Annotated in this window: 14 protein-coding genes; 2 read left to right on the top strand and 12 right to left on the bottom strand. The window is 47.9% G+C overall.

Annotation, left to right across the window (positions count from 1 at the left end):
- The first annotated feature begins 3 nt into the window (after positions 1-3).
- On the top strand, positions 4-930 hold the full coding sequence (locus tag D3H65_RS11580; protein ID WP_119050466.1) for a hypothetical protein: 927 nt from the start codon (positions 4-6) through the stop codon (positions 928-930).
- A gap of 9 nt (positions 931-939) precedes the next feature.
- On the opposite strand, the gene D3H65_RS11585 is transcribed toward D3H65_RS11580, so the two are convergent.
- The 4 genes from D3H65_RS11585 to D3H65_RS11605 form a co-directional block, all read right to left on the bottom strand.
- Complete coding sequence (locus tag D3H65_RS11585) at positions 940-1521, bottom strand: DJ-1/PfpI family protein (protein ID WP_119050467.1); 582 nt, start codon at positions 1519-1521, stop codon at positions 940-942.
- A 96-nt stretch (positions 1522-1617) separates the two neighbouring features.
- The gene (locus D3H65_RS11590) at positions 1618-2397 is read right to left on the bottom strand and encodes a phytanoyl-CoA dioxygenase family protein (protein WP_119050468.1); all 780 of its coding nucleotides are present in this window, start codon (positions 2395-2397) and stop codon (positions 1618-1620) included.
- Between the two features lie 207 nt (positions 2398-2604).
- Entirely contained in the window at positions 2605-3351 is a 747-nt protein-coding gene (locus D3H65_RS11595) for a sialate O-acetylesterase (RefSeq protein WP_162915565.1), read from the bottom strand.
- A gap of 302 nt (positions 3352-3653) precedes the next feature.
- On the bottom strand, positions 3654-4073 hold the full coding sequence (locus tag D3H65_RS11605; protein ID WP_119050471.1) for a hypothetical protein: 420 nt from the start codon (positions 4071-4073) through the stop codon (positions 3654-3656).
- Positions 4074-4292: 219 nt separating this feature from the next.
- On the opposite strand from D3H65_RS11605, the gene D3H65_RS11610 reads away from it, so the two are divergent.
- Positions 4293-4595 (top strand): hypothetical protein, encoded by a 303-nt coding sequence (locus D3H65_RS11610; protein WP_119050472.1) that lies wholly within the window; start codon positions 4293-4295, stop codon positions 4593-4595.
- A gap of 19 nt (positions 4596-4614) precedes the next feature.
- Here the strand turns inward: D3H65_RS11610 and D3H65_RS11615 are convergent, their stop codons facing one another.
- The 8 genes from D3H65_RS11615 to D3H65_RS11650 all read right to left on the bottom strand — a co-directional run bounded on the left by D3H65_RS11615 (position 4615) and on the right by D3H65_RS11650 (position 15676).
- Positions 4615-4947 carry a hypothetical protein gene (locus D3H65_RS11615; protein ID WP_162915566.1) on the bottom strand — a complete coding sequence of 111 codons (333 nt, stop codon included), beginning with the start codon at positions 4945-4947 and terminating at the stop codon, positions 4615-4617.
- 109 nt (positions 4948-5056) lie between these two features.
- Positions 5057-5632 (bottom strand): Crp/Fnr family transcriptional regulator, encoded by a 576-nt coding sequence (locus tag D3H65_RS11620; protein ID WP_119050474.1) that lies wholly within the window; start codon positions 5630-5632, stop codon positions 5057-5059.
- Positions 5633-5778: 146 nt separating this feature from the next.
- Positions 5779-6138, bottom strand: a complete 360-nt coding sequence (locus tag D3H65_RS11625; RefSeq protein ID WP_119050475.1) for a hypothetical protein — start codon at positions 6136-6138, stop codon at positions 5779-5781.
- A 74-nt stretch (positions 6139-6212) separates the two neighbouring features.
- Entirely contained in the window at positions 6213-7832 is a 1620-nt protein-coding gene (locus D3H65_RS11630) for a peptidylprolyl isomerase (RefSeq protein ID WP_162915567.1), read from the bottom strand.
- Positions 7833-7859: 27 nt separating this feature from the next.
- On the bottom strand, positions 7860-10013 hold the full coding sequence (locus D3H65_RS11635; RefSeq protein WP_119050477.1) for an endo-1,4-beta-xylanase: 2154 nt from the start codon (positions 10011-10013) through the stop codon (positions 7860-7862).
- A 33-nt stretch (positions 10014-10046) separates the two neighbouring features.
- Positions 10047-11000 (bottom strand): DUF5627 domain-containing protein, encoded by a 954-nt coding sequence (locus tag D3H65_RS11640; protein WP_119050478.1) that lies wholly within the window; start codon positions 10998-11000, stop codon positions 10047-10049.
- A 51-nt stretch (positions 11001-11051) separates the two neighbouring features.
- Positions 11052-12824 (bottom strand): RagB/SusD family nutrient uptake outer membrane protein, encoded by a 1773-nt coding sequence (locus D3H65_RS11645; protein WP_119050479.1) that lies wholly within the window; start codon positions 12822-12824, stop codon positions 11052-11054.
- Between the two features lie 35 nt (positions 12825-12859).
- Complete coding sequence (locus tag D3H65_RS11650) at positions 12860-15676, bottom strand: SusC/RagA family TonB-linked outer membrane protein (RefSeq protein WP_119050480.1); 2817 nt, start codon at positions 15674-15676, stop codon at positions 12860-12862.
- Positions 15677-15703 lie beyond the last annotated feature (27 nt).

The following is a 15703-nucleotide window of genomic DNA, read 5'->3' on the forward strand; positions in this document are numbered from 1 at the left end:
CTTATGTCACTATCTAAATTGTTCGTATCCGCCCTACTGATCTCTGCCTGCCAGCCAACCCTGGCGCAGGAGCAAAGAGAAACCTCAAAACCAGCAGCTGTTTACCATATCCCTTTTCAACTAACAGCTTATAATAATATGTCCGTACAGGCCGTCCTGAACAAAAAAGATACCGTTCATTTAATGTTCCATACTGCTGCCAGTGCCGTTACCCTAATAGAAGTAACCACCCAACGTTTAAACAGCCTGCACTTCGAAGGCACCGATACGGTAAAAAGCTGGGGAGGAGCCAGTAATTTTTCCAGGTTTAGCAGAAACAATGTATTGCAGATAGGACAAATGGAATGGACGGGTGTACCCATTGGGGAAAACAAAAACTCAGGGCAATTCACTGATGGTAAATTCGGAACAGACCTTTTCCAAAACAAGGTCATAGAGATAGATTTCGAAAAAGGAGTGATCAAAGTGCTTGCTGCACTTCCTGCCAATACCCGGAAATATGAAAAGCTCAAACTAACATTCGACAATGACATGCTATTCCTGGAAGCTGAATGCCAGATCGGTAAAGCAACATTTAAGAATAAGTTCCTGATCCACTCAGGTTATGCAGGAGCAATACTGTTCGATGACAAGTTTGCCAGCGAGACCAATATTGGAGAAAACTTACCCATTATCAGCACGAAAGAATTAAAGGACTCTTACGGTAATGTGCTGAAGACACAAAAGGCTATCCTGCCCACACTGAAGATAGGCAATGCTGCTTTATCTGATGTGCCCGTGGGTTTCTTTCAGGGGGCCATCGGACGGCAAAAGATGAGCGTCATGGGCGGTGACATCCTGAAACGGTTCAACATCATTATTGATGCTCAACGGGAATACGTTTACCTGAAACCCAACAAACTGGCCAAACAAAAATATACAGACATCTAACCAGCAGTCTTATAATTCAATCTTCGTACCCAGCACCTCAAGGAAAGCTGCGATCCATTTTGGATGGCCGGGCCAGGCCGGAGAGGTTACCAGGTTGCCATCTACTACTGCTTCCGTAGCTGCCACATTCATGTATTCTCCGCCGGCCAGCGTTACTTCCGGACCTACTGCATAATAAGCCGTTAGTTTACGTCCTCTTACTACATTGGCAGCTGTAAGTATCTGTATACCATGGCATACAGCCGCAATAGGCTTATTGAAATGATTGAAATGGTGTACCAGATCAATTACCCGGGGAGTCAGCCGCAGGTATTCAGGCGCACGTCCACCTGCTATACAGATCGCATCATAATTCTCGGGGTCTACCTCATCAAAGGAATAGTTCAATTCAAAAAGGTGGCCGGGCTTTTCACTGTAGGTTTGTGCCCCGTCAAAATCATGGATTGCCGTTTGCACTTTATCCCCTTTTTGCTTGCCTGGGCATACCGCATGTACTTCATGACCTACCATCAACAACATCTGGAAAGGGACCATCGTTTCATAATCCTCGGCATAATCGCCCGTGAGGAAAAGGATTCTCTTTTTACCCATAGTTTTCCGTTTTAGTCCCTGAAGTTACCAATAAATCAATTGAAGCCCGGCCACCTGAGGTTAACAGTCCGTTACCTCATCAATCATAAAACATCCTCATTCCAGGGCCATACGTATAGCCTGCTCCACAGGACTGCCGCCCTCTTCAGGCCCACTGATCACCAGATCATGCCTCAGTAAAAGCGGCGGTTGCGCCATAAACCGGGGCACAGTACCATGATGTGGTTGTGCAGCATGTACCAGGAATGGATGACAGCAATAAACCGTGCCTGCTTCACCCGTGGCCAGTATTTCTTCCCTGGCCGGTAATGCAGGCAACCCTTGTGCAAGTTCCATGAACGAAAGCCCCTCTTCACCGGCCGGCTGCAACATCCTCGCCACATCCAGGTGCGATCCCACACGTATCCGCGTAGGAGCATCCCGTTCTCCAACATCCGAAAAAAGGAACAACATCAACAGTCCCCTCCCTTTTGATCGTACATTAATACGCCAGTCGAAGTAATTACCCGGATCAGCTCCCGGAAAACTGGCATCTACATGCCAGCCCCCGTCTCCAGGATCAACAGCAGATGGAAAGCGTATTGGGAAAGACCCCATACTTGTACAGGGCACCCACCTCTCTTTACCTACCAGTTGATCAAAAGCCTGGTGAAGAATGGCCGTATTGGCTGCCTGGATAAAAGGTTCCTGTGTGTACATGCCAAGCCGCACTACCGGCTTTGTCCATGTTTGCGGATCGTTCGGATCGCAGCCCGTGTCCTGCCAAAGTATTTGCCGGGCTTTTTCCGCTATGGTTGTTGAAAAGGCGTTGTTAATACGAATAAAGCCGGTATGAATAAATGCTTCCAGCTGATCGCTATCCAGCAATGCTTGCATATACTTAATTTTAATAGTGAAGACCTACGTTTAGACTGTAGTTGTATAATGATAATAATGACACGCTAACCCCGCCCCAGGGAGAGGTGATAAGTCTGGGTGACTTGATCAAGAAGTATTAAAGTGTAGGAGACATCCTCATAGGAACAAAAGTAAAAAATAATTTTAAACCCTGAAACATTTGCCTGGTTATATTACCCCCTTCACCTATTTCGAAAGCCCCTGCGCCGCCTGTTGCAATTCCTTCATCTTAACGGCATATCGCTTACCGAGTTCCCTGGCAGCAGCTGTATTAAAATGCAAATTATCGCCCTTATGCCCCAATCCTTCGGCACTCACCACAGCGCTGAATGCAATACTGTCCGGCACCTGCTTCAACATCGCATTGAAGTGGGAGAAAGCCGGCCGGTAATAACCCAACTCTCCCACTACCACTGGTACATCGGGGACATGAAGCTCCACCCTTATTCGTTTTATGAGAGCTTCCAGTTGTGACATATAAGTGGGGCTGACAGAAAAACTCCCTGAATTGGATTCCCCCTGATGCCAGAGTATCCCTTTCAATACACCGTATTTCAAGGCTTCTTTTAGCCGGACCATGGCATCATCATAAGGATGCGTTTTAGTGATCGAATCATATGCCCCCGGCACCCAAAGCGTGATCGAAGTGCCGCCTACAGCTGCCGGCACCAGGCCAATCCTGACAGCCCCATCCGCCGGCAACATGCTTTCCGCAAAGCTGATGCCCGGTCCTACCCCGGCTTCCTTTTTATCGAAATGCAAGGGATCTGTAGCAGGTACAAACTGTCTGTTCTTATCCAGCATCAGGATACGCGGCCGCTGTACTTTACTGATCGAATCTACAGCTCCCCTTCCTGCCATATTCGATTGACCGATCAACAGATAAATATGAAATGTTGTATCGGGTTTGCCCGCAGGAGACTCTTGCGCCATAACGGATTGAATTAAGATAATTGATAAAGTAATCCCTGTCATCAGCCCTATAACAAATTTCATATGGATTATTTACGGGTAAATATACTCTATGCTTTCATTTTTTTGTCCGGTCATGAACTTCTGTTATATAAATACAACAAGGGTATGGACAACCTTGCATTGGCACAAAAGCTGGCCAAAGCCCCTATATTGGCCACCGAGGCGATCACATCAAAGGGCTCTTACTTTACCACTGCCCCAATAAAAAGCCCTTCAGCTCAAATGACCTGAAGGGCCTGCTTATACTATTCCCCATGAGATCAGGGTGCGATCCAGATAGACATCTCGTCAAAATCCTGACCATGACAACAGGAATACGATCCCAGGTAGGTAAACCAGGGATATCCTGTATTGGTGAAGCGCAAGGTTATATATTCTTCCCCTGATCCGTTGATACCCTGATCAATAACATCGGCATAACCCGGCATAAAACCCAGGTCATCCCATTGGGCGTTGTAAGAGATATAGGGTGCACTGGGCATTACCGTATAGGTAGCCGTATCCCCCACTCTAACGTAAGTGGGCCCATTGATATTAACCGTACACCCGTCGGGGCAATGTTGCGCCCTGGCAATATTGACGGACACGAGGAAAATGCTGGCCAGCACCAACACTCTTACAGAGAACTTCAAAAACGAACTGGAACTAACTGAGCGGCGAAAGGCGGGAAATACTTTCATACATTGTTTTTATTCATGAAGGATAAGTTACCGTAATCGCCTGCCATAGCTGGCGATATACAAACAATTTACTTCGAATAAGTGACCCCTCCTTTTTCATGATTGGCAAAAACATAAGCTGGATTGACTTATCTTGGAGCCAGGTCCATGAATCTTGTAGTCAGCTAAATCATTTCCCCATGAGAAACCAATCTGACTGTAAAGACTAAATTACCTTTTATGAGAAAGCCCTTCTTACTTTGCCTTACCGGTGCCCTGGTAGTTCAATTAGCGGCAGCCCAATCACCAGATATCCTTACCGTCAGGAAATACGCAGCTAAGAATGCCGTCAATACGATCCATGAATTTGTCGAATTGTTGACAATCCCCAATGTGGCAGCAGACCCGGCCGGCCTGCAAAAGAATATAGACAAAGAGTGCCTCCCACTTCCTTTCCCCGGTAATGGCAATATCCGGTTAAGCAATTTATTCGACGGCATAGAGACCATGGCAGCCATCATGCTGATGAGTAACAAAAATTGAGTAATAGGGACAAATACCTTTATACCCGCACAACAGCAATACAGGCAGCAAGCAGCGTGGCCACGATCAATGTGTAGTAGGCCCAGCGGCTATAGACCTTACCACCATACCGTATATTAAGGATCGTCACAAGGGCAAACAACCCCGTTTTAGGCACCACCTTGTAGTAATTCACATGCGGGTATTTCATGATCACCAGCACAATACCACTCACCAGCAGTACAATACCCAATATAAGCCCCAACGCGCCCCGCACACGCGTATCATAATCCCGCCATTGAGCCAGCAGCGTACAGAGATAAACAGCAAAAGCAATAAAGTGGATCAACAGGATCACATTAAAGAGTAACATGAGCAAATTGTTTAAAGCATGTAAAAGAAGATGATCACCCGGCATCAGGCCGGGCAGGCAACAAAGGTAAAAACAGGCTTTGGCCAGTTCATTCACCTGGGTTAATAAATCACAGGGAAAGTCTTTTTCTTATACGGCTTAAGGAAGGAGGTTTCACACCTACGTAAGAAGAAATATAGTATTGGGGAATACGCTGCTGCAGATCGGGATAATCCCGCACAAAATGGAGATAGCGCTGTTCTGGTGTGTCGGTATAGATAGAGCTTATTTGAGCCAGGGCCTGCAAATAAAGGTGCTCGCAGATCAGGCGGCCAAACTTTTGTCCTTCTTTTACTTCCGTATAGAGCCTTTGCAGGTTATCATACGATATCACCAGTATTTCGCTGTCCTCCAGGCACTGTATACTGCGTTGTGATGCCGAATGATCCAAAAAACTTTGGTAGTTGCTGGTAAATTCATTTTCCTTTCCAAAATGCAGCGTTATTTCCTCCCCATTGTCTTTGGTACCGCAATAACGGATCAGGCCTTTTTCAATAAAGCCTACTTCACGGCATACCTGTCCCTCACGTAAAAAATAATCTCCCTTTTGATAGGTTTTACCAACACAAAGTGAGGATATAAATTCCTTCTCCGCGGTATCAAGACGGATAAAATATTCAATGGCAGTAATAAAGTGCTCATGCATCCTGGCAAAAATAGTAAAAAGGCGGCCAACCCGCTTATCGTGACAAATACAGAAACCCGGCTACAAGCTTCTTACAGCTTAGCCGGGCTTATACCATCAATGATGATCCTGGTCTTATTTAACGATCTGAAAATAACAGTAGACGATTAAGGCATCCACTCAAGCTTCGACTCACCGTAACAATTAGTAGCGCTCATGGTCATTTGAACGGATCCCCAATAACGGCTGTAAAAGGCGCCACTGCTATAGGAAGGTGAGTTATTACCCGTCCACCAGCTGTACTCGCCAATAAGTATATCGCCATAAGCAACCGCACTGCCGGCGCTGGAACTACCTGTAAAACTATACCAGGAACAATCAAATTTTATATAACTGCAGGTCGCATTGATACTCACCGATGTTCCGGCATAACCTACCATTGGATTACAATAAATCACTTCCTGGTAAGCAAAACTGCTGGTCACGGATGTAAAAAGTATGGCAAAAGCTAAAAGGATCTTTTTCATAATGATGGAATTTGAATGATTTAATGATTAGCGACAAAGGATCTGACCAGTCATCAATTAATGGTATAACTTATTTATTGCTTCGATTGCTCCAGGGTTGTTTTTATATGATCCACTTTTACCGGATAGACTTTTTCAAGTGCGGTTATCAGTGCTTGCTCTTGTTGGGAGAAGAGCAGTTCCCTGATCCCTTCTTTGGCATATTTGTAAGGTGTAGGTCCGGAACCACTTTTCGAGACCAGGTATATTACCAGGTGCTGCCCATTTTCCTCAATGGGTATGGATATGCCTCCCGGCCCCAACCGGGCGATGGCATCAATAACAGCTTTGCTATATAGGGTATCTTTTACCTGTACCGCTACCCTTTCTCCTATTGGCAAAGGTTTCCCCTTCCCGTCCATCTTGTGCGTATGGTGATCTAAGATCAGTTGACGGCCTTCAAAAGCACGCTGCTTATTGGAATATTTATATAATAACAACTCAGCGGATGCAAAGCAGTTGAGCTCCTTTTGATGCTCCTGGTAATACCTTTCCAGGTCTGCCTCTCCAATGGATATCTTCGGATAAATTTGCTCTTGTTTAAAGTGTTGTATGAAAATACCCTGCTGATACCGCTTTTTGAGCTGTTGATAAGCCGAATCCGTATCCATCCCCATTTGTTGCGCCTGGGCAAACAAACTGATACCGACCAGGTGGGCATGGAGCATTTTCTTTACATCATCAGGTTTGGAAAGAGATCCGCTAAACATGGGCTGACATTGAACAAATTCCATAAGATCAGCTGCCTTATACCTGCTATGTGTACCAGCAAATTCGTACTCCATAAGCAGCAGATCGGGATCCACACCCCGCCATGTTCTTTCCTTCACATCCGCTTTGCTTGCTATTTGGGCAATGGCCTCTTCCTGTAATTGAGGTTTCATTTCCCGCAACACCTGTTGCTGACTTTCGCGGATATACTTTTCCTTTAAACCAAGCAGCAGTTCTTCGCGGATAGCCTGCTGTTCCTGTTCAACAGGCCCTGGCGTTATAGCTCTCTTATCTGCCACATGCACCAGGAAAAACCCCGATAAGGTTTCAATGGGACCCCACACTTCCCCCACACGGGCCTCTGCCAACGAAGGAAGGTAAACACCAAGCGGAAAAAAGGGATAGCGACGAAAACCACGGTAAAAGTTAACCTGCGGATCTGCCTTTGTTTTTTCCCGGACAGCATAAAAATCGCGGGCAGTAGCCAACGGCCGGTTAGCGGTACAATATTTCTTCACCAATGCTTCATTGGGAAAATAAAGGGACTCTAATTGATATTCCTGCGTACGCATGGCCTGCGCCTTTCGGATATCTTCGGAAGAGACCTGCAGTAAAGGCTTCACTTTTTTATTCCAGAGATAGCCATCCACCGACGATACATAATAACGTAGAGCATAGTCCAGTTGCCGGTTCAGCAGTTCAATAGTATCATACCCATGTTCCCGGGCATAAGACAGTATGCTCCCTTCTTCCACCAGCCTCATTCGCAACTGTTCATCCGTTAATGCTTTATAGGTAGCACCCTGACTTATAGATTCAAATTCCGTACGGCTCAGTCGATAGGTACCGATCTGCAGCACCGTGTCGTCGGAGCTGGCAGGGTTGCAGCCACCTGTTATCCCTGCCAGCAATGCCAACAAACATACAATTCTGATCAACATCATAGGATCGAGTTGGATATGCCTTGTGCCTTACTTCGTATTTGCCTTCAGTGATTCGGCCACCGAAGCATAAGCCAGTTTGCGTACATAAGCTTCTGTCCAGATACCGATAGGCTCACCGGCGCGCCAGCTCGAGTTGGCCGGGCTATCCAGCGGGCTCCAGATCGTAATGCCATAACGCTGTTTGGCAGGGATCAGTTCAAAATACTTATCGATCACATACTTATACATCTCCGCCTGTGCCTTGTAGTGCTCAGCAGTAGCAGCCGTGGTCTTTACGCCTACACCAATATCCAGTTCGGATATTTTGATGAGTTTGCCCGTACCAGCCAGCAGCTTGAACATCTCCGAAATGTTATTTTTGTCAGCAGTGATGGAGATATGCATTTGCGTTCCAATGCCATCTACCTTACCGCCCTTGCTTTCAATGTATTTCGCATACTCGATCAGCCCCCGGCATTTATCGAGGTTGTATTCCAGGTTGTAATCGTTGATGAAGAGCGTATCATTGGCATTGCCGTATAGGCGGGCCTGCTTAAAGGCCATAACACCATAATCCTTCCCCAGGTAATCCTGCCAGTAAAATTCATCGGCAGCCAGCGTTCTGCCAACACCAGTCTTCAGTTCATAGGGTTTACCATCATCCATCGGTTCATTCACCACATCCCAGGCCCTCACATATGGTTTGCTCACTTCCAGCATGCCCTTCATCCATTTATCAAGCGCCCCCGTAATGATAGTCGTTTTTTCAAAGGGTGATTTTTCTGCTATTGTCGTTGTGCCGCCTGTTGCCTTACTGCTTTTGAGTACTACATCATCGATATACACGGTACCAGCAAATTCACCATAACTGAATATCAACCGGCTCCGGTCTGCCGACGTAGTGGGCGTAGCGATCGTCACCAGTTTCCAGTCCGTTGTTACTGCCACCTGTCCAAACCCATTGGAAGAATAATCGGCACTTTGCAGCTCTGGCCGGATAATGCCTGCAGCCGTACCCTTCACCCAAAAGCTCAGTTCATAGGTTTCCCCATTGTTCAGGTTAGCAGCAAAAGGATAACTCGTTTGCACGTCCCAATAATTGGCAGATTTCGTGGGATTGGTCACAAAGAATGCTTTCCCTTTATTACCCACGCCCATACCATCGGCCGTGATGCCGCGGGTAGAAGCACCACCCCAGCCTCCCCAGCCCGTGCCGGTCTCAAAATCACCACCCGCCACCAGGTTATTGATCGCAGGCGTGCCCTGCGTGTCAAACACATACAGGTTGTTCACATCGACAGTATAAGTAACGCCCGGTTTATACCCCAGGTCAATATGCAGCTTGATATTATCACCGGCAAAATCATTGATCTGGAAACGGATCTCTTTCCAGGAGATGCCTGTAGTAAAAGTAGCCGTAGCAGTGCCCGATTTGGTCCAGTCGATGGAAGGCGTATTGTTATTCAACCCTTCAAAAGCTATACGGCCTTCGCCGGCTATGTCCGACTTAATATACATCACTACTTCATACTTGTGTGCTTTGTTCACCGCAATGGAAGGTGTGATCAATTGCAGGTCCGTAGCCGCAGCTGAACTCCCCGTTGATACCAGCTTTATTGCCTTATTGCCCGTTCCCATACCTTCGGCATCTGCTACAGTAATACCCGCACCAACGCTGGCCCGGTTCCAGCCGGTAAAACTTTTATCCTTCAATCCCGCCAGGTTCAGGTCATTGGCATAGGCCGGAGAGGTCACCACCAGTGGTGAAATCAGCCCATTGAGGTAAGCGGCATTCTGGTTGGCATGCCATACAAGGGTATGACCATACACCGACATGCCTGCCTGACCAGCTGTTTGCAGCAGGGCTTTTACTTTTGTCAGCTCCAGGTTGCCATTGGCCTGCACCACCGCACCGTGCTTCATTTCATAACCCAGCACTATTTCGTCGAAGTTCTTATTGGCCAACCTGTATTTTACTCCTTTATCGAGGTATTCCTGCAATCCAAGCGCTACCCCCCATTTGAAGTTGGGATGCGCCGCGCGGTTGATATAGCTTTTCAATGCCGGGTAAGCATCGATATCTTCCTGCGCAGCAACCGTTGCCGGCTTGTCCACGCTGAACTCAGCCGCTTTGTATTTGTTGCAGGCAGCCATCGCCACTAAAACAGTGAAGCCGGCTGCAATCTTGTGTAGACTATTCATAACGTTTACGTAAATTAAATATGGCAGAATAAATTACTTGGCTACTGGCGTAAAGGTCTCCATCGTTACAGAACGATCGCGCATCACCAGCGTATCCGTAGATGCCACCTGCATATCGGACAAGGTAACGTTGTAGTTCAGGTAAAGCGCATCCCGGTCTTTGCTGCCCCAACTGTTCTTTTCTCCCCTTTTCACAAACTGGCCGCTGCCTGTAGCTGTGAAACTGCCGTTGGCAGCAGCAATGGTACATTTACCGGCATCATCGAATGTGAGTACCAGCGGGCAGTTAACATTCACCCCGTTCTTGTCCTTAAATACCACGGTGAATTCAAGCGCTTTCCGTGTGCGGGTATACAATTTATTCACTTCATCATCTTCTACATAGGGCATGTGCCGTACGATCGTTTGGTTCACACCGCCCGTTATCACATCTTTACCCCGGCGCAGGTAATTACCATGCCAGGTATTCACATACTTGATCGCATACAGAATAAAGTCCTTGCCTTTCAGTATAGAGTCGGCACCCGATTTGTCAACTATTTTTAAAGGGATCACGTAGGTGTTTTTGATCGCTTTGGGATCATTAAAAAATGCCTCCGTCAGTTGCACATCTACCCCACCTGTGAGCTCCCCTTCCGGGATCACAATGCTATTGGCAGCCAGTGTATAATAATTATTGGGCATGGGCAACACTTCATCTTTGCCTGCACCAAACAAAAGACCCGTACCCAATAAGGAATTGTCGGCTACGATCCCAATGTTAAGGTTCTTCTTGCTGGAATACACACCGCCCGTAGTGGCCATGATCCTGCACTTGCCCTGGTTATCGAGATCGGTATTGAAGATATCTTCCCCAAAGGTGATGGTACGCACGGGATACTGGTAGGCGAAATACACCGTCTGGTATTTGTAATCCGGAAATTCAACGTCTTTGTTGCAGGCCGCCAGCACAAAGAGTCCTATGATCGGTAACAGAATCTTTTTCATCTTTACTATTTTCAATTGAATACTAATCGTTGATTAAGTCCCTCCTCACTCCTACCTCCATCCCTGGTTTTGCTCCAGGGCACCGAATTTCAGTATCTCGAGGTATGGAATAGGACCATAGATCATAAAAGGCTGAAATTGCCTGCTCTCTACATCTATGATCGTGGGAATGTTATTGCTGATACTCACTCCTTTTGCCGTTTCCGTAAGAGGTGCTTTCCAGCGGCGCAGGTCCCAGAAGCGGAAACCTTCAAAGCAAAGTTCCAGCCTCCGTTCGTTGTGGATCAGTTCCCGCATTTGCTCTTTGCTTGCCTTCGCTGTTTCCAGGTAAGCATCGTTGTTCGTAGTCCCTATACCAGCTCTTTTACGGATGGCCTTGATCACATCATAGGCAGAGAAAGCATTACTGCCTGTACCCATGGGGCCCCAGGCCTCATTGGCAGCCTCGGCATAATTGAGGAAAAGCTCTGTATACCGGATATGCGGTTTGTAATGACGTTGGTTATTGGCCGAGTTGGGATTGAGGTTCACATCCTGGCGCAGCAATTTGCGCAGGTAATATCCTGTCCGTGTGGAAGTCTCTACTTTATTCAACCCATCATTAGTGGCGCCATCGGCTGCTGTATTGATCACCGTAGCATTGGGGCCTGCTGTTCCACCATTCACCAAAATGAATTGCTTCAAACGGGGATCACGGTTATTATAAGGGTTGGAAGCTACATACCCGCTGGCAGCATCGGAAATGGGATACCCATTAAGCATTGGGAAAGCATCCACCAGGTTTTGTGTTGGGTTGATACGGCCGTTCCCAAACAGCGTGGGAGGATAATTGGCCTGCTCCAGGTCGCGATTATCACCGTAATTGTTTCTCCAGAGTATTTCAGGAGGATTGGCGCCATCGGCCAGTCCCGAGATCTCAGCGCCATCTGAAAACCACGTAAGGCCTTTGGGCGCCAATGCACCCACACCACCTTTGAGGGTCAGTACTTCACCAGCATAATTGGCTGCATCGGCCCAGGTGGTGGAGCTACCTGTGCTGAAGGCCGGACTCGCCGCCAGCAAAGCCGCTTTCGAACGGATGGCCTTTGCAATACGGCCAGTGAGCAAGCCTCTGAAAAGTGTACCAAATACCCGGTCATATTGCTCTTTGGAAATAGCACCATATTTGGCAGGTACGGGGTTTGCGGTATTGGTAATGTTTTCATAATCCAGCGGCAGCAAAGCATCAGCCTTGTCCAGGTCACTATAGATCTGCTTCATACAATTTTCAAAGCTGGCCCGGGGCTGGTTAAAATCCGTATTAGGGTTCTGCACATCCAGCATGAGCGGCACACCCATCAGTTGGCCACTCTCTCCTACCCCTGCATGCGCCTGCAACAGGTGATAGAAGAACAGGGCGCGTAAACCATAGGCTTCCCCTTTTACCCGCATGCCAAACAGCTTGCTCGTGGCCGCATCAGATGCCCATTGCACCGAATCTACATCACGCAGCATGATATTGAGGTATTGAATGGCTGCATAACAGTTCTGCCACTGATTAAGGGGGTTGTTATTGGCTGCCCATTGTCCGTTGGCCATTTTCAGGAAACCATTGGTCTGGTCGTTGGTCACTGCATCATCTGTCGCTACATCGTTGAACGACCAGCCGTTGGTCGGTATACGGTTGTAGCCATTGAGCAGCACACCAAACGGGAAACGGGCGTCATTGGCAGTAAAGTCATCCGGGTTCAGGTCCCGGTTATTTTCGATCGCCGGCTCCAGCAGGTCCTTGCAGCTACTCAGCAGCAAGACAGAAGCCAGCAGGATGATGATATTTCTCTTCATGTTACGTATACTTGATTGGGTATTTCAGCATTGCGTTAAAACAATGCTTTCACACCCAGGTTATATAAGCGGGTTTGCGGCGCGCTGCCAATATTCATTTCCAGGATCTCACGCTCGGTAGAAATAGTAAGCAGGTTGAAGCCACTTACATACACGCCTAATTCCTTTACAAATTTCTTCGCACCCAGCACCCCACTCAGGTCATAGGACACCTGCACTTTGGCCAGGTCAAAACGATTGGTCTTGTACAACCAGAAGTCAGAAGCGCGGAAATTGTTATCACTGTTGGTAGTGGTAAGCCTGGGGTACCTGGCAGTCTCAGCAGTGGCCGGCGTCCAGCGATCCCGTACTACGATGGAATATTTGTCTTCCCCATCTACCCAGAAATAAGAACTGTTCTTCATGCCATAGGCGCCGTAACGGCCCACACCCAATGCCAGGAAGGAGAAGTTCTTCCATTGGGCGCCCAGGTTGATGCCCAGCGTTAAGGGGGCGCCATACCAGCCGCCACGACCCAGGAACACTTCATCGCGTGCATCGATCGTCCCGTCTCCGTTCTGGTCTTTGTATTTGATATCGCCTGGTTTTACTTTGCCAAAGGATTGCGCCGGCGAGTTTTTAACATCATCGGCATCTTTGAAGAAGCCGAGATTTTGTAGTCCCCAGATCGCGTCCAGCGGTTTGCCCTGGCGATTCTGGTAGCTGTTCTCATATATTTCAGCCCGTTTGGTAGCCGTGGTTTTGTAATAAGCAGCTACCACGCCAAGCGTCCAGTTTATTTCCCCCAGCTTTTTGTTCAGGCTCACATTGAAGTCAAAACCGATGCGTTTATCGTCATTATAGTTTACAAAAGGAGCGAAAGAAGAAACAGGCCAACCCGTGGTGAAATAGGAAGGGTACAATACATCAGGCTGAATGATATTGCCCGTGATCTTGTTCACAAAGAAATTAGCATCCAGCTTCACCAGCCCTTTAAAGAAAGAGCCATCCACCCCTATACTGATCTCTTCGCGCTTGGGAAAGGTCATCTCTAAATTTTCTTCTCTCCTCGACTCTGTAGCCTGGACACCGGTACCATCTTTCCAGCCAAACCAGCTACCCAGTGGTGTATATGTTCTCTGGTACAGGTAATAGGACGCAATATCAAGATCGGTGTGCAGGATGCCGGCAGATGCTGTCAGGCGCAGGTTATCTACCACGGAACTTCCGCGCAGAAAAGACTCATTGCTGATGCGCCAGCCCAGTGATACCGTGGGCGAAAAAGCCTGGCGCTTGCCTTCGGGCAGTTTGGCACTGTGCACCACCGCACCGCTGAAGTCGGCATAATAGGTCTGCTTGAAATTATAACCCAACTGCAAGCCCAGGTTGGCATTGCTGGTAGCATGGTACACGGCCGATTCCGATTGTTGCCAGCCGTTCACCAGCAACACGGCAGAGAGGTTGTGCGTGTTCCGGATAGCGTTTACATAATTGAACTGGCCTGTTGCCGAGACCGTTTGCCGGTACCAGCTATTGCTTACGTTCTGTATCCCTGAAGTAGCATCCTGGCCGTACTGGGTCAGGTTGCTGATAAGGTCTACGCCCGAATAAGTGTTCCAGGTGGGTGCATATACCGTGTAATTATTATTATAGGCCAGGTTGTAGGAAGCATTGTAATCCACCGCAAAAGTCGACTGGAAAGAAAGTCCTTTCAGCACATGGCGCAGGTCGGCCTTTACTCCCGTGTTGAACTGGAATTGGCGGCTGGTATATTTATTATTGCCTCCGGCGTAGATAGCGGCAAATGGATTCGTTTGATCCAGTTGTGTGCCACCCAGCAGATACTTGCCATCAATGATGTGGTTGCTGTTCTTCACCAACACCTGCGAAGCCTCATCTTCCGGTTCGATCATACTAAGGGGAATGAGCGGAGCAAAACGGTGCGGGCGTAAAGTGGCGGCACTACCCCAGTAATTGGTATTAACCCCTTTGCCGGTATAGAAAATGGCCGTGGCATCTACATAAGCCGTGATATAATCGTTGAGGTTGATATCTACATTGCCACGCAAATTGAGGCGGTCGGCCCGGTCGTTCTTAATGGCTTCGCCAAAATTGAGCAGTGACCCCGAAGTCTGGTATCCTACATTCGTATAATAACGTGCTTTTTCATTACCCCCTGAGATCTCCGCTGTCACATCATAGCGGCCGAAGGCCTTGCTCAGGTATTCATCAGAGTAATAATCTACATTGGGATAACGGAAAGGATTCTTGCCCGAGGCGTAGTTATAAATCGTCTCAGGGCTATACAATTCCGTCAAACCATCGTTGCGCCTGGCCTCATTGTACAGGCTCATGTATTCAGCCGAACCCAGGTATTTGGGATACACTTTGGGCACTTGCATGCCCGCATTGGCCCTTACATGGATCTGTTGATCGCCTGCTTCACCTCGTTTCGTAGTAATATACACCACCCCTTTAACAGCCCGGCTTCCGTAGAGCGCCACCGCATTGACACCCTTCAGGAAGGATATCTGCGCGATCTCCGTGGGCAATACGTTGCCCGCCTCACGGGGTACCCCGTCGATCACCAACAGGTAACTGCCCATACCCCACATGCTGTTGCCATTAAAACCATTGGCCCAGGCCTCCATATTCTCCAGGCTATAGGTCATATAGTTTTGCTTCATTTGTGCAGGCACATCAACGACCGACACGCCTCCCAGCAGGTCATTTTTATTCACCTTGCGGAAAGCTACCTGTACCCCGTTGTCCCCTGCTTTGGGTGCCACCGTGGCCGTGCTATCCTGTGCCTGTGCTACCGGCATGGCCACCGCCAGCCCTCCGCACATGCACATTATTTTTATATACTTCATGATTTCTTGTTTATCTGTATAAAAGCC

Source organism: Paraflavitalea soli (assembly GCF_003555545.1).
GTDB classification, from domain to species: domain Bacteria; phylum Bacteroidota; class Bacteroidia; order Chitinophagales; family Chitinophagaceae; genus Paraflavitalea; species Paraflavitalea soli.

What these genes read in the sequence shown, in the direction of transcription:
- D3H65_RS11590 (WP_119050468.1), bottom strand. Translation starts at nt 2,397, where the DNA reads ATGCAAGCATTGCTGGATAGCGATCAGCTGGAAGCATTTATTCATACC.
- D3H65_RS11630 (WP_162915567.1), bottom strand. Translation starts at nt 7,832, where the DNA reads ATGATGTTGATCAGAATTGTATGTTTGTTGGCATTGCTGGCAGGGATA.
- D3H65_RS11610 (WP_119050472.1), top strand. Translation starts at nt 4,293, where the DNA reads ATGAGAAAGCCCTTCTTACTTTGCCTTACCGGTGCCCTGGTAGTTCAA.
- D3H65_RS11605 (WP_119050471.1), bottom strand. Translation starts at nt 4,073, where the DNA reads ATGAAAGTATTTCCCGCCTTTCGCCGCTCAGTTAGTTCCAGTTCGTTT.
- D3H65_RS11650 (WP_119050480.1), bottom strand. Translation starts at nt 15,676, where the DNA reads ATGAAGTATATAAAAATAATGTGCATGTGCGGAGGGCTGGCGGTGGCC.
- D3H65_RS11595 (WP_162915565.1), bottom strand. Translation starts at nt 3,351, where the DNA reads ATGGCGCAAGAGTCTCCTGCGGGCAAACCCGATACAACATTTCATATT.
- D3H65_RS11580 (WP_119050466.1), top strand. Translation starts at nt 4, where the DNA reads ATGTCACTATCTAAATTGTTCGTATCCGCCCTACTGATCTCTGCCTGC.
- D3H65_RS11645 (WP_119050479.1), bottom strand. Translation starts at nt 12,824, where the DNA reads ATGAAGAGAAATATCATCATCCTGCTGGCTTCTGTCTTGCTGCTGAGT.
- D3H65_RS11635 (WP_119050477.1), bottom strand. Translation starts at nt 10,013, where the DNA reads ATGAATAGTCTACACAAGATTGCAGCCGGCTTCACTGTTTTAGTGGCG.
- D3H65_RS11620 (WP_119050474.1), bottom strand. Translation starts at nt 5,632, where the DNA reads ATGCATGAGCACTTTATTACTGCCATTGAATATTTTATCCGTCTTGAT.
- D3H65_RS11585 (WP_119050467.1), bottom strand. Translation starts at nt 1,521, where the DNA reads ATGGGTAAAAAGAGAATCCTTTTCCTCACGGGCGATTATGCCGAGGAT.
- D3H65_RS11625 (WP_119050475.1), bottom strand. Translation starts at nt 6,138, where the DNA reads ATGAAAAAGATCCTTTTAGCTTTTGCCATACTTTTTACATCCGTGACC.
- D3H65_RS11615 (WP_162915566.1), bottom strand. Translation starts at nt 4,947, where the DNA reads ATGTTACTCTTTAATGTGATCCTGTTGATCCACTTTATTGCTTTTGCT.
- D3H65_RS11640 (WP_119050478.1), bottom strand. Translation starts at nt 11,000, where the DNA reads ATGAAAAAGATTCTGTTACCGATCATAGGACTCTTTGTGCTGGCGGCC.